At 69.4% G+C, this 13,422-nt stretch carries 9 protein-coding genes, 1 tRNA gene and 2 pseudogenes; 11 read left to right on the plus strand and 1 reads right to left on the minus strand.

What is annotated here, in order from left to right; all coding sequences use genetic code 11:
* Nucleotides 1–199: 199 nt before the first annotated feature.
* From recF to KM933_RS34035, 9 genes and pseudogenes are all read left to right on the plus strand, one after another.
* A complete protein-coding gene (recF, locus tag KM933_RS33995) occupies nt 200–1,324 on the plus strand; it encodes a DNA replication/repair protein RecF (RefSeq protein WP_221359765.1) in 1,125 nt (374 codons plus the stop codon).
* A complete protein-coding gene (locus KM933_RS34000; RefSeq protein ID WP_221359767.1) occupies nt 1,321–1,908 on the plus strand; it encodes a DciA family protein in 588 nt (195 codons plus the stop codon). Before recF ends, KM933_RS34000 begins: the two co-directional genes overlap by 4 nt.
* 321 nt (nt 1,909–2,229) lie before the next feature.
* Complete coding sequence (gene gyrB / locus KM933_RS34005; protein ID WP_221359769.1) at nt 2,230–4,290, plus strand: DNA topoisomerase (ATP-hydrolyzing) subunit B; 2,061 nt, start codon at nt 2,230–2,232, stop codon at nt 4,288–4,290.
* Between the two features lie 42 nt (nt 4,291–4,332).
* Complete coding sequence (gene gyrA / locus KM933_RS34010) at nt 4,333–7,014, plus strand: DNA gyrase subunit A (RefSeq protein WP_260334568.1); 2,682 nt, start codon at nt 4,333–4,335, stop codon at nt 7,012–7,014.
* A gap of 16 nt (nt 7,015–7,030) precedes the next feature.
* Nucleotides 7,031–7,807: a DUF3566 domain-containing protein gene (locus KM933_RS34015; protein WP_221359771.1), complete on the plus strand. Its 777-nt coding sequence runs from the start codon at nt 7,031–7,033 to the stop codon at nt 7,805–7,807.
* Nucleotides 7,808–7,973: 166 nt separating this feature from the next.
* A tRNA-Ile gene (locus tag KM933_RS34020) sits at nt 7,974–8,050 on the plus strand.
* A 135-nt stretch (nt 8,051–8,185) separates the two neighbouring features.
* Nucleotides 8,186–8,747 (plus strand): annotated as a pseudogene (locus KM933_RS34025) (UTRA domain-containing protein).
* Between the two features lie 2 nt (nt 8,748–8,749).
* Nucleotides 8,750–8,911 (plus strand): annotated as a pseudogene (locus tag KM933_RS34030) (YdcF family protein); the annotation flags it as partial.
* 999 nt (nt 8,912–9,910) lie between these two features.
* Nucleotides 9,911–10,381 (plus strand): hypothetical protein, encoded by a 471-nt coding sequence (locus tag KM933_RS34035; protein ID WP_221359773.1) that lies wholly within the window; start codon nt 9,911–9,913, stop codon nt 10,379–10,381.
* A gap of 427 nt (nt 10,382–10,808) precedes the next feature.
* On the opposite strand, the gene KM933_RS34040 is transcribed toward KM933_RS34035, so the two are convergent.
* Nucleotides 10,809–11,405, minus strand: a complete 597-nt coding sequence (locus tag KM933_RS34040) for a DUF6344 domain-containing protein (RefSeq protein ID WP_221359775.1) — start codon at nt 11,403–11,405, stop codon at nt 10,809–10,811.
* Nucleotides 11,406–11,756: 351 nt separating this feature from the next.
* On the opposite strand from KM933_RS34040, the gene KM933_RS34045 reads away from it, so the two are divergent.
* Nucleotides 11,757–11,885 carry a DLW-39 family protein gene (locus KM933_RS34045; RefSeq protein WP_221359777.1) on the plus strand — a complete coding sequence of 43 codons (129 nt, stop codon included), beginning with the start codon at nt 11,757–11,759 and terminating at the stop codon, nt 11,883–11,885.
* Between the two features lie 173 nt (nt 11,886–12,058).
* Complete coding sequence (locus KM933_RS34050) at nt 12,059–13,375, plus strand: hypothetical protein (protein WP_221359779.1); 1,317 nt, start codon at nt 12,059–12,061, stop codon at nt 13,373–13,375.
* Nucleotides 13,376–13,422: the final 47 nt, after the last annotated feature.

Consider the following 13,422-nt stretch of genomic DNA (forward strand, 5'->3'; position numbering starts at 1 on the left):
ATCGCGGCCCTGCGCAACCAGTTCGGCGGCCACGCCGTCGAGTCCGCGAAGAAGTAGCCCGGAAGCGGTCCGGACCGTCCGGAAGCGATCCGGGCGGTCCGGAACCAGTCCCGGTGGTCCGGGTGGTCCGGGAGAAGGAAAAGCAGTCCACAGGTCCGCGCCGCGGATCCACAGCCCTGAGGGGGGTCGGCGAACGACCATGCACGTCACGCATCTGTCGCTGGCCGACTTCCGCTCGTACGCCCGGGTCGAGGTTGCGCTCGATCCGGGCGTCACCGCGTTCGTGGGGCCCAACGGACAGGGCAAGACCAACCTCGTCGAGGCCGTGGGCTATCTCGCCACCCTCGGCAGCCACCGGGTCTCGTCCGACGCGCCCCTCGTGCGGATGGGCGCGGAGCGGGCGATCATCCGGGCCAACGTCCGCCAGGGCGAGCGGCAGCAGCTCGTGGAGCTGGAGCTGAACCCGGGCCGGGCGAACCGCGCCCGCATCAACAGATCCTCGCAGGTCAGGCCCCGTGACGTGGTCGGCATCGTACGGACCGTGCTGTTCGCGCCCGAGGACCTGGCGCTCGTGAAGGGCGACCCCGGCGAGCGCCGGCGCTTCCTCGACGAGCTGATCACCGCGCGCTCGCCGCGGATGGCGGGGGTGCGCTCGGACTACGAGCGGGTCCTGAAGCAGCGCAACACGCTCCTGAAGTCGGCGGCGCTCGCCCGCCGCCACGGCGGCCGCACGATGGACCTGTCCACGCTCGACGTGTGGGACCAGCACCTGGCGCGGGTCGGCGCCGAGCTGCTCGCCCAGCGGATCGACCTGATCGCCACGATCCAGCCGCTGACCGACAAGGCGTACGAGCAGCTGGCGCCCGGCGGCGGCCCGGTGGCCCTGGAGTACCGGGCCTCGTCCCCCGGGATCACCGGCCACGCGCGCGAGGAGCTGTACGAGCAGCTGATGGCGGCCCTGGCGGAGACCCGCAAGCAGGAGATCGAGCGGGGCGTCACGCTGGTGGGCCCCCACCGGGACGAGCTGCTGCTCAAACTGGGCCGGCTGCCCGCGAAGGGGTACGCCTCGCACGGCGAGTCCTGGTCGTACGCGCTGGCGCTGCGCCTGGCCTCGTACGACCTGCTGCGGACCGAGGGCAACGAGCCGGTGCTGGTCCTCGACGACGTGTTCGCCGAGCTGGACACCCGGCGCCGCGAACGCCTCGCCGAGCTGGTCGCCCCCGGCGAGCAGGTGCTGGTGACGGCCGCGGTCGACGACGACGTGCCGGACGTACTGACGGGGACGCGGTACGCCGTGTCCGAGGGTGCGGTGGAGCGGGTATGAGCGAGAACACACCCGGGCCGAAGGACCCCTCCGGGCTCCCTGAACCTGCCGAGTCCTCCACGCCCTCCACGCCCTCCGGGCATCCCGAGCCCTCCGGGGTCGACCTCGCGCGCGTGGCGCTGCGCGCGGCGAAGGAGCGGGCACGCGCGCGCGGGGACGCGGTGCGGGACCGGAAGCAGGCGCGTCGCGGCGGCCTGCGCTCCGGCGCGCACGCCGACGGGCGCGACCCCATGGCCCTCGGGTCCGCCATCAACCGGCTCATCACCGAGCGCGGCTGGGAGGCCCCGGCCGCCGTCGGCGGGGTCATGGGCCGCTGGCCGCAGATCGTCGGGGACGACCTGGCCAAGCACTGCGTACCGGAGAAGTACGAGGAGGACGAGCGCGTACTGGTCGTGCGGTGCGACTCGACGGCCTGGGCCACCAATCTGCGCCTCCTCGCCCCGCAGCTGGTCGCACGCCTGAACGCGGACCTCGGACACGGCACCGTTCGACTGATCAAGGTACTGGGCCCCGGTGGTCCCGCCCACCGCTACGGCCCCTTGCGCGCCCCGGGCAGCACGGGTCCCGGCGACACCTACGGGTGAGGCAGACCGGACGGTATGCCCTCCGTAGCGGGGGGTTGACGACCCGAAGCGCTGAGTGCCGCTCTGCGCCTCCTCGGCCCCGGGTCCGCATATGGGGAGTCGGTGGAGACCGGTTCAGGGCGGCACATGCGGACTCAGGTACCGGCAAACCCCCATCACTGTCAGTGCTACCGGTAGACTGGAAGCTAATCCCGCCCCACTTGTGGGACACACCGAGCAACGCTGACTAAGGCTTACCGACGCATCACGCCGCAGCCGCTCCGAGCCTCCCCCGAGGAGGACCCCGGAGCTTGGCCTGTGCTGTGCCAGAAAGGGCGCTTCGTGGCCGATTCCGGCAACCCCAACGAGAACACCCCGTCCACCGGCGAGGGCGTCAAGATCGAGGTCCCCACCTCGAACGGCGAGGTCACGGCCTCGTACGACGCCAGTGCCATCACCGTCCTCGAGGGTCTGGACGCGGTCCGCAAGCGGCCCGGCATGTACATCGGATCGACCGGTGAACGCGGGCTGCACCACCTCGTGTACGAGGTGGTCGACAACTCCGTCGACGAGGCGCTGGCCGGCCACGCGGACACGATCGACGTGACGATCCTCCCCGACGGCGGCGTCCGCGTCGTCGACAACGGCCGGGGCATCCCGGTGGGTATCGTCCCCTCCGAGGGCAAGCCCGCCGTGGAGGTCGTGCTGACCGTGCTGCACGCGGGCGGCAAGTTCGGCGGCGGCGGTTACGCGGTCTCCGGCGGTCTGCACGGCGTGGGCGTCTCCGTCGTGAACGCGCTGTCCAGCAGAGTGGCCGTGGAGATCAGGACCGACGGCCACCGCTGGACGCAGGACTACAAGCTCGGCGTCCCGACGGCACCGCTGGCCCGGCACGAGGCCACGGACGAGACCGGCACGTCGGTCACCTTCTGGGCCGACGGTGACATCTTCGAGACCACGGACTACTCCTTCGAGACGCTCTCGCGGCGCTTCCAGGAGATGGCGTTCCTCAACAAGGGTTTGACGATCAAACTCACTGACGAGCGCGATTCGGCGAAGGCCACCGTGGGTGCCGACGAGGCCGGGGCCGACGAGCCCGAAGAGGTCAAGACCGTCACGTACCACTACGAGGGCGGCATCGTCGACTTCGTGACGTACCTGAACTCCCGCAAGGGCGAGGTCGTCCATCCCACCGTGGTCGGCATCGAGGCCGAGGACAAGGAGCGCCTGCTCTCCGTCGAGGTCGCGATGCAGTGGAACAACGGTTACAACGAGGGCGTGTACTCCTTCGCCAACACCATCCACACGCACGGGGGCGGTACGCACGAGGAGGGCTTCCGCGCGGCGCTCACCGGCCTCATCAACCGGTACGCGCGCGACAAGAAGCTGCTGCGGGAGAAGGACGACAACCTCACGGGCGACGACATCCGCGAGGGTCTGACGGCGATCATCTCGGTCAAGCTGGGTGAGCCGCAGTTCGAGGGCCAGACGAAGGACAAGCTGGGCAACACGGAGGCGAAGACCTTCGTCCAGAAGGTCGTGCACGAGCACCTCACGGACTGGCTGGACCGCAACCCGAACGAGGCCGCGGACATCATCCGCAAGTCCATCCAGGCGGCGACCGCGCGCGTGGCGGCCCGCAAGGCCCGCGACCTCACCCGCCGCAAGGGCCTCCTGGAGTCGGCGTCGCTGCCGGGCAAGCTGAGCGACTGCCAGTCGAACGACCCCACCAAGTGCGAGATCTTCATCGTCGAGGGCGACTCCGCCGGCGGGTCGGCCAAGTCCGGCCGCAACCCCCAGTACCAGGCGATCCTCCCGATCCGGGGCAAGATCCTCAACGTCGAGAAGGCGCGGATCGACAAGATCCTGCAGAACCAGGAGATCCAGGCGCTGATCTCGGCCTTCGGCACCGGGGTCCACGAGGACTTCGACATCGGGAAGCTCCGCTATCACAAGATCATCCTGATGGCGGACGCCGACGTCGACGGCCAGCACATCAACACCCTGCTGCTGACCTTCCTGTTCCGCTTCATGCGGCCGCTGGTCGAGGCCGGGCACGTGTTCCTGTCCCGTCCGCCGCTCTACAAGATCAAGTGGGGTCGCGACGACTTCGAGTACGCGTACTCGGACCGTGAGCGCGACGCCCTGATCGAACTGGGCCGGCAGAACGGCAAGCGCGTCCGGGAGGACTCGATCCAGCGCTTCAAGGGTCTCGGCGAGATGAACGCCGAGGAGCTGCGCATCACGACCATGGACCAGGAGCACCGCGTCCTCGGCCAGGTCACGCTCGACGACGCCGCCCAGGCCGACGACCTCTTCTCGGTCCTGATGGGCGAGGACGTCGAGGCGCGCCGCGCGTTCATCCAGCGCAACGCCAAGGACGTCCGCTTCCTCGACATCTGAGTCGGTCTCCGCTGACCGCGTCAGAAAGGATCTGCACCAGCAATGACCGACGAGAACACTCCGACCGTTCCGACCGTTCCGGTCACCTCGATCGCCGCCGAGGAGGACAGCGCGTTCTCCCTGCGGGTCGAGCCCGTCGGGCTCGAGACCGAGATGCAGCGCTCGTACCTCGACTACGCGATGTCCGTCATCGTGTCGCGTGCGCTGCCCGACGTGCGGGACGGCCTCAAGCCCGTCCACCGCCGCGTGCTGTACGCCATGTACGACGGCGGCTACCGGCCGGAGAAGGGCTTCTACAAGTGCGCCCGCGTCGTCGGCGACGTCATGGGCAACTACCACCCGCACGGCGACTCCTCGATCTACGACGCGCTGGTGCGCCTCGCGCAGCCGTGGTCGATGCGGATGCCGCTGGTGGACTCGAACGGCAACTTCGGTTCACCGGGCAACGACCCGGCCGCCGCCATGCGGTACACCGAGTGCAAGCTGATGCCGCTGTCCATGGAGATGGTCCGCGACATCGACGAGGAGACCGTCGACTTCACGGACAACTACGACGGCCGCTCCCAGGAGCCGACCGTCCTGCCGGCCCGCTTCCCGAACCTGCTGATCAACGGCTCGGCGGGCATCGCGGTCGGCATGGCCACCAACATCCCGCCGCACAACCTGCGCGAGGTCGCGGCCGGTGCCCAGTGGTACCTGGAGAACCCGGAGGCCTCGCACGAGGAGCTCCTGGACGCGCTGATCGAGCGCATCAAGGGCCCCGACTTCCCGAGCGGTGCCCTGGTGGTGGGCCGCAAGGGCATCGAGGAGGCGTACCGCACGGGCCGCGGCTCCATCACGATGCGCGCGGTCGTGGAGGTCGAGGAGATCCAGAACCGCCAGTGCCTGGTGGTCACCGAGCTCCCCTACCAGGTTAACCCCGACAACCTGGCCCAGAAGATCGCCGACCTGGTGAAGGACGGCAAGATCGGCGGCATCGCGGACGTCCGGGACGAGACCTCGTCGCGCACGGGCCAGCGCCTGGTCATCGTCCTGAAGCGGGACGCGGTCGCTAAGGTCGTCCTGAACAACCTCTACAAGCACACCGACCTGCAGACGAACTTCGGCGCCAACATGCTGGCGCTGGTGGACGGCGTGCCGCGGACCCTGTCGCTCGACGCCTTCATCCGCCACTGGGTGGCGCACCAGGTCGAGGTCATCGTCCGCCGGACGAAGTTCCGGCTGCGCAAGGCCGAGGAGCGGGCGCACATCCTGCGCGGCCTCCTGAAGGCCCTGGACGCCATCGACGACGTCATCGCGCTGATCCGGCGCAGCGACACCGTCGAGATCGCGCGGGAGGGCCTCATGGGCCTCCTGGAGATCGACGAGATCCAGGCGAACGCCATCCTGGAGATGCAGCTGCGCCGGCTGGCCGCCCTGGAGCGCCAGAAGATCGTCGCCGAGCACGACGAGCTCCAGGCGAAGATCCGCGAGTACAACGCGATCCTGGCCTCGCCCGAGCGGCAGCGCTCCATCATCAGCGAGGAGCTCGCCGCGATCGTCGAGAAGTTCGGTGACGACCGCCGCTCCAAGCTGGTCCCGTTCGACGGCGACATGTCCATGGAGGACCTGATCGCCGAAGAGGACATCGTCGTGACCATCACGCGCGGTGGCTACATCAAGCGGACCAAGGCCGAGGACTACCGCTCGCAGAAGCGCGGCGGCAAGGGCGTACGGGGCACGAAGCTCAAGGAAGACGACATCGTCGACCACTTCTTCGTGTCGACGACGCACCACTGGCTGCTGTTCTTCACCAACAAGGGACGCGTCTACCGCGCCAAGGCGTACGAGCTCCCCGACGCCGGACGGGAGGCGCGTGGGCAGCACGTCGCGAACCTGCTGGCCTTCCAGCCGGACGAGGCGATCGCCGAGATCCTCGCGATCCGCGACTACGAGGCGGTGCCCTACCTGGTGCTCGCCACCAAGGGCGGTCTGGTGAAGAAGACGCCGCTGAAGGATTACGATTCACCGCGTTCGGGTGGCGTCATCGCAATCAATCTCCGCGAAACGGAGGACGGTTCCGATGACGAACTGATCGGGGCCGAGCTGGTTTCGGCAGAGGATGATCTGCTTCTGATCAGCAAGAAGGCCCAGTCGATCAGGTTCACCGCGANAGAGGATGATCTGCTTCTGATCAGCAAGAAGGCCCAGTCGATCAGGTTCACCGCGACGGACGACGCGCTGCGTCCCATGGGCCGTGCCACCTCGGGCGTCAAGGGGATGAGCTTCCGCGAGGGGGACGAGCTCCTCTCGATGAATGTCGTCCGACCCGGTACGTTCGTGTTCACTGCCACGGACGGCGGGTACGCGAAGCGGACCGCCGTCGACGAGTACCGCGTCCAGGGCCGCGGCGGTCTGGGTATCAAGGCTGCCAAGATCGTCGAGGACCGCGGCTCGCTCGTCGGCGCGCTGGTGGTCGAGGAGACGGACGAGATCCTCGCCATCACACTGTCCGGCGGTGTGATTCGCACGCGAGTCAACGAGGTCAGGGAGACGGGCCGTGACACCATGGGCGTCCAACTGATCAACCTGGGCAAGCGCGATGCCGTCGTAGGTATCGCACGCAACGCCGAGGCCGGTCGTGAGGCCGAGGAAGTCGACGGGGTGGTCGACGACCCGGACGAGAACGAGACGGTCGCCGGCACGGCCGGCACGGACGAGGACGAGCGGTCCTCGGACGAGTAGCGAGGAGTGAGTCATCGTGAGCGGAGCCACGGGCGCCGGTTCGACCGATACGGGAACGGACGGCGGCCGTGGCTCCGCCACGGAGGCGATCGACTCCCATGATTCTCATGGATCCCAGGGGGGAACTGTGACGGACACCCGAGGCCCGCAGACGCCGCAGTACGCGGCCGGTGCGGCCCCAGGCCCGCAGGTGCCTCCGGGCCCCGCGGCACCTGCCGGCCCGAAGGCCCCCGCGGGCCAGGCGGCTCCCGCGGGCCAGGCGGCGCCACAGGCCCCGGCCTCGCCCCTGCCGGGGGAGCGGCAGCCGCAGCAGACCGCCCAGCCGTACCGCCCGCCGCAGGCGTACCCGGCGCACACGGCTCCCGCCGCGGGCTCCGGTGCCGCCGTCCGCCGACCGCGCACCGGGGCGCGCACCACACCCCGTACGCGCAAGGCCCGGCTGCGGGTGGCCAAGGCCGACCCCTGGTCGGTGATGAAGGTCAGCTTCCTGCTCTCCATCGCGCTCGGCATCTGCACGATCGTCGCGGCCGCGGTGCTGTGGATGGTCATGGACGCCATGGGCGTCTTCTCCACGGTGGGCGGCACGATCTCCGAGGCGACCGGCTCGAACGAGTCGAACGGCTTCGACCTGCAGTCGTTCCTGTCGCTGCCGCGCGTGCTCATCTTCACGTCGATCATCGCGGTCATCGACGTCGTCCTGGCCACCGCGCTCGCCACGCTCGGCGCGTTCATCTACAACCTCTCCGCGGGCTTCGTGGGCGGTGTCGAGCTGACGCTCGCGGAGGACGAGTAAACGTTGTCACCACCGCTTCCGAAGTGAGAGCGCATCCCCGTGCGGGGTGCGCTCCCGCGCTGTCGGGGCAGGCCGGACCGGAGCACGGATACCGATTTTGGGACTGACCCCGTCGTGCGCTAATCTTCAGAGGTCAGCGCGCGGGACATACACCGCAGAGCGCGGCGGGGCTATAGCTCAGTTGGTTAGAGCGCATCCCTGATAAGGATGAGGCCACAGGTTCAAATCCTGTTAGCCCCACCAGTGAAAAGACCCCTAGTCGATACCGGCTGGGGGTCTTTGACATCCACGGCTGACATCAGCCGATGAGCAGATCTTCCAGACGGGCGGGCTCTCGGTTGTGCTGGATGTCGCGGCGGATGGTGACGGAGAGCAGGACTGGTGACCTCGTTCCGGGGCCACGGCACCGTCGTACGGCAGCGGCAGCGGCTCAAGCGGCTCGGCGCCGCCCGGTACGACAAGGCCAGGTGGCGGGACGGCGACGAGGTCGCGTTCATCGCGGACCGCGTGGCTTCCGGGCGCGGCTACCGCCGGAACGAGCAGACGCAGACGGTCAGCCTCGTGGAAGCTCCGCCCGCGGTGGCGGCCGCACACGGGCTCCCCGAGGGGGCGCCGGTGTACGCCCGAGCACGTCGAGGGCACACGGATTGTGGACCCGACTCCAGGACCAGCCGGCCGCGGCGGAGGTTTCCGGGTCCTGTACGACGCGGGGTACGAGATCGACCGCATGAAGGAAGCCGTCTTCGCCAGGGCTGCGACGCCGGACGAGACGAAGCTGTTGCAGCTCCCCGCGGGCGAACCTGTCGTCGAGCTGCATCGGACGACCTGCACGGCTTCTGGCACAGTGGTCGAATTCGCCATCGGTGTGCACGCGGCTTCGCGCTTCGCCTGGGAGCACGACTTCAAGGTCCCGGACCCGGCGAAGGGCGAGAAGGGGTAGTGATGATCTCGACGCAGTCATGGGCCGATGCGCGATGCCTGTGGGACCACCACCAGATGGGCCACGTCCTCCGGCCGTGCTCGGTCGCGGTCGGCCTGGGCAGCCACGACCTGGGCGTGGCCGACACGGCGGTGGACCTGTACGAGCGCGGCATGGCTCCCCTGAAGGCTTCTCCCTGACCACCCGGCACCGGCCCAGCTGCTCGCACCGCGAGGAAGCCTCTGCCTGACCGGTCGGCAGCGAGTTGTCACAGGTTTCCCTACCTCATCCAGGTCGCAGCCCGCAGCATCCGGCAGACCTCAGCCGTGGCGCACTTGAGATGAGAGAACACCACCGCACCACCGTGGGAACCCTCAGCTCCTGCAAGCGCCACCGGCCACGACAGGAACGCCTCGGCCCCTCGTCGCGTAGCCCGCAGGCACGCGGAGCCTGGACGGAGGGCTCTTGACCTTCGGCCATCCGGTAGCGCTGGCCCCATCGGCTCCAGCCGTCGCTGGGTAGATCACACCCCACCGGCCCGCACTGCGGTCCGGCGCCGGGCTCGGGGGCCGGGGCTCGCTCCTGTCCGCGGCCCGCGCGCCCCGGCCCCGCGCCACCTGACGATGCCCCGGGATGATCACGCTTTACGCTCTGGCCCACCGAGGGCCGATGCACCGGACCGATCCTGGTTCCCCACCCATCCACGGACCGGGCCCCACCTTGGGCAGGCGTCATCACATGGCCAGCACGCATGATTTGCAACAGGTCCAACCGGCGCTTTGGGATCAAGAACAGGTGCGCCACGGCTGAGGTCTGCCGGATACCACAGGCAGTGAGGGGTGGAATGAGTGAGGTTGAGACGGCCGAGAGAACCAACGTCAAAACTGCCTCCGGCGGGGGATCGGCCGACACCGGGGCAGTGGGGACGCCGTTCCCGACTACGGCGACGTAGTGGCGTGCGCGGGGAGTTCCCATCCCGTCCACCGCCGACCCAGGCAGAGCCGAGCGGTCGCGGCCCAGGGCGTCAAGGTCGTTCGTGCAGCGGCGCGCTCCACCTTGACGCCCTGAACCACGACCGCTCCACGGTGTGTGGGGCGACGGTGGACGGGATGGGAGCTGAGGCGGGTGGTGGGTGAGACTGTCGGTAGCGTGCAGCTCTCGGGGCGGACGACGACAGGGGCAACATGGGCAGTAACGCACCGCATCAAGACTTCCGGGTCGGCGACGTCCTGCGTGTGAGCTGCCCGCAGGCACAGGGGCAAGTGGCTGACGTGTCCCGTTTCCATGTCTCGGTCGAGTGGCCATGGGCCGAGATCGATCCGCAGTCTCAGGTCAGGTGGAATGGCCGGAGAGCCTTCGCGGTGTCGGCCGACTCCCCGGAATGGACCATGAGCCTGTTCAAGACCGACCCTGAGCCATGGAACCTGCACACCGGTGACAGCTGCCTCGTAGGAATACCCGAGACGCTGGTGCGGATCATTGATATCGGCCGCTACGACCCTCCACAGGATGTGGGCTGGCTTCCCCGCCCACACACGATGTTGGTCGTAGTGCCGGCCGACTACCCCGACGAAGCTCTATCCGAAGACGCCGGAGACACGATCGATCTTGACTCAGCGGCCCCGCTGACCGTCGAGCTGGTGTCCCGGAGCTGATCCAAACGTGCCCTTCATGTCAAGGTCGCCTGGATCGTCTGACACCAGCGGCTGACACCAACAGGGGCGTACGGCACCGATCAACGCCGAACCTCAGCGACAGCCGGACCAGGGCTCAGCGGACGTTCCTCTTGGTCGAGATGGCGCCTCGATCGACCTGATGAGGATGAGGTCACAGGTTCAAATCCTGTTGGCCCCACCAGCACGAAGCAGCACGAAGACCCCCGGCCGATCGTGGCCGGGGGTCTTCTGCTGTTCGGGGTGCTTCGGAATACCAATGACTGCATTCAGTCAACACACACAGGTGCGATCGGTCTGCCGTCGGCCTCCCGTCCTCGTGGAGGGCCGGTCTTCCGTTCTCGTGGGCCGGTCTTCCGCTGGGCCGGGACGACGGGCGTACGCTCCCGGCGACGCCTCGGGTACGAGGTCATCGCGGTGCGATCACGGCGGCGGCCCGGGCCGGGGACTGCGCGGGGAGGACGACCCCGGCGAGGGGCACGGGTTCCGTGCCGGGTGCGGCGGACGCGTACGTGGTGGTGGCGGACGCACGGAGGAGGACGGTGTCCCTGCCTCCGGGCTGTGCCGCCGGGACGGCCGTGGTCGTGCCGGTGTCCATGGAGCCGGTCGTCGAGCCGGTGCGTCCGGAAGGGCCGGCCTGTGCCGGAACGGCGATGTCCCGCGTGCCGGAGGCCCTGGCTCCGGAGTCCGGGGCGCTGTCGTGTCCGGCGGACGTGTCCGGGGTCGTGGCGTCCGTCAGCGGTCGGTTCCGGCAGGACGGTGAACTGCCGTGTGCCTCGGCGTGGATGCGCTGCTTCATCGTCGGCGGCAGGGAGCATGTGGGGGGCCGGTCCCGAACGGGCTCCTCCGGTGCCGCCACGTCCTGCGGAGCCTCGGTGTTGCGCGTCGGCTCCGGGTCGGGTACGGCGGCGACGGCGGTCGTCGTGATCAGTCCGAGCGACGTGCACAGCGTGAGGAGAGCGGCGACGATCGCCGCCCACAGGTTCATGACCGGGTTGCGGGTCATGGTGTCCCTCTCTTTCGGGTGGGTGGATTTGCGTACTTTCCTCATGATGTGTATGTCGGTGGCGAGGTGGCGGACCGACGCTCGTGGCGCGAGGTTCTTCTGATGAACACCACTCATATGGACGCGATGCTCGTGCGGCGGCCGGAAGAGAGGAGAAAAGGGATGAAATCTTCTCCGGTGAAGAGGTGATCATTCTTCGCCGCGAGCGGGAGGAGCGCGGCGGCAAGGCCGCCCTACTGCGCATTCCGCCGGGCCAGTTGACGCCCCGACGCAGGTCACCGATCGGTATCGGCCGGTGTGTATAGTCGGGCGCCAGAAGTCCCCAACGCCAACGAAAGACGAGGTCGCGCGGTGAAGAAGCTTTTTGTGGTCGCCCTGGCCGCCATCGGCGGGCTCCTCGTGTACCGCCAGATCCAGGCGGATCGCGCCGAGCAGGATCTGTGGACGGAGGCGACCGACTCCGTACCCACGGGTTCGTGAGTATCGACGACAGTCGCAGTACAGACCCCGGCCGCCTCGCGGTCGGGGTTTTGTGTTGCCCGTGGCCCGAATCCTGGTAAGGGAGGCAGGATGGTCGGGGTTCCGCGGGTGTTTGGTACGACGGCGGTACGAACGGCGGTACGAGTGGAGCGGTGACGGCGAGGGGGCTCTTGATGGAGCGGCGCACGCGACGGTGGCGCGGACGTGCGGTCCTGGCCGGGGCGGCGGCGCTGCTCTCGGTCGCGGCCCCGGCGGGACAGGGGCGGGCGACGGCGGCCGGCACTCCCCCTCCCTACCGCTTCGCCGCCGGTGCCGAACGGGTCGAAGGCGCGGCGCGGGCCTCCGACGCCGTACGTCTGGCACCCGGGACGAAGTACCGCAGCACCATCCGCGACGACGGGAAGCTCCACTACGGGCTGCGGCTCGACGAGACGTCCAGCGCCTACGTGTCGGTCACGGCCGTTCCCGGGCCGGGTACGAAGGTCGTGTACTCCGACGGCCTGAAGGTGTCCCTGCGGGATCCCGACGGACGCAGGTGTTTCTCCGGGGACGCGGGCGCCGCCCGCTTCGGCCCCACCGGGAGCCCGCGCCCGCTCACCGCCTGGGCGTCGCGAAGGGCCGGCCCCGGCGCGTACACCTGCAAGGGCGCCGGTACGTACTCGGTGCTCGTCGAGCGTACGAGCGGGAGCGAGTCCTCGCCGGACGACTGGGACCTGGAACTCCAGTACATATCGGAACCCGCTCCGGACGGGGCCGCCGCGACGACCGCCCCGGAGGTGTGGGACTCCGCCTCCCCCCTGGCGCCCGAGGGGCCTGCCAGGACCCGTGCGGGCGGTACGAGCTTCAACGAGGCCCGCTCCCTCGGTCAGGGTGTCTGGAGGGACGGCATCCGGGCCGGGCAGACGCTCTTCTACCGCGTTCCCGTCGACTGGGGCCAGCAGCTCGACGCCGCCGCCGAACTGGGTCCGGCGAGCGGTGACGGCTTCCTGGGGAACGCCCTCGTCCTGTCCCTCCACAATCCCGTGCGTGCTCTCGTGGACGACGCCGACACCGGATACGACGGCAGGCGGCAGCGGACCGCCCTCGAACCGCTGCCGCCGGTCGCGTACGAGAACCGGTACGCAGTCGACGACCAGGTCGGCGGTATGAGGTTCGCCGGCTGGTACTACCTCGTCGTGCACCTCGCGGCGGGCACGGCCGACAAGTTCGGCGACGGGCCCTTCGAGCTGACGTTGCACGTGGGGGTGCGGGGCGAGGCGGGGGAGGCCCCGGCGTACGGAGGCGCTGCCGTACCACGCGGTGTGTTCGAAGTGGGCGCGGGGGACCGGAGCGCCGCGGTGAGCGGTGGCGCGGCGACCGGAGGGGGCGGCGGCCCGGGCGGGAACACCGCGATGAAGGCCCTCGCCGCGGGCGGGATCGGCGCGGGGTGCGTCCTCGTCCTGGGGCTGGCGGTGTGGACGGCGGTCGCCCGACGGCGAGCGGTTCGGTGACGGCGAGCGGCTCGGTGGTGGCGGGCGGCTCGGTGGTGGCGGACGGT

It is taken from the genome of Streptomyces beigongshangae (assembly GCF_019710745.1).
GTDB classification, from domain to species: domain Bacteria; phylum Actinomycetota; class Actinomycetes; order Streptomycetales; family Streptomycetaceae; genus Streptomyces; species Streptomyces beigongshangae.

Coding starts and splice junctions, on each gene's coding strand:
- recF (WP_221359765.1), top strand. CDS start 200: ATGCACGTCACGCATCTGTCGCTGGCCGACTTCCGCTCGTACGCCCGG.
- KM933_RS34000 (WP_221359767.1), top strand. CDS start 1,321: ATGAGCGAGAACACACCCGGGCCGAAGGACCCCTCCGGGCTCCCTGAA.
- KM933_RS34035 (WP_221359773.1), top strand. CDS start 9,911: ATGGGCAGTAACGCACCGCATCAAGACTTCCGGGTCGGCGACGTCCTG.
- KM933_RS34040 (WP_221359775.1), bottom strand. CDS start 11,405: ATGACCCGCAACCCGGTCATGAACCTGTGGGCGGCGATCGTCGCCGCT.
- KM933_RS34050 (WP_221359779.1), top strand. CDS start 12,059: ATGGAGCGGCGCACGCGACGGTGGCGCGGACGTGCGGTCCTGGCCGGG.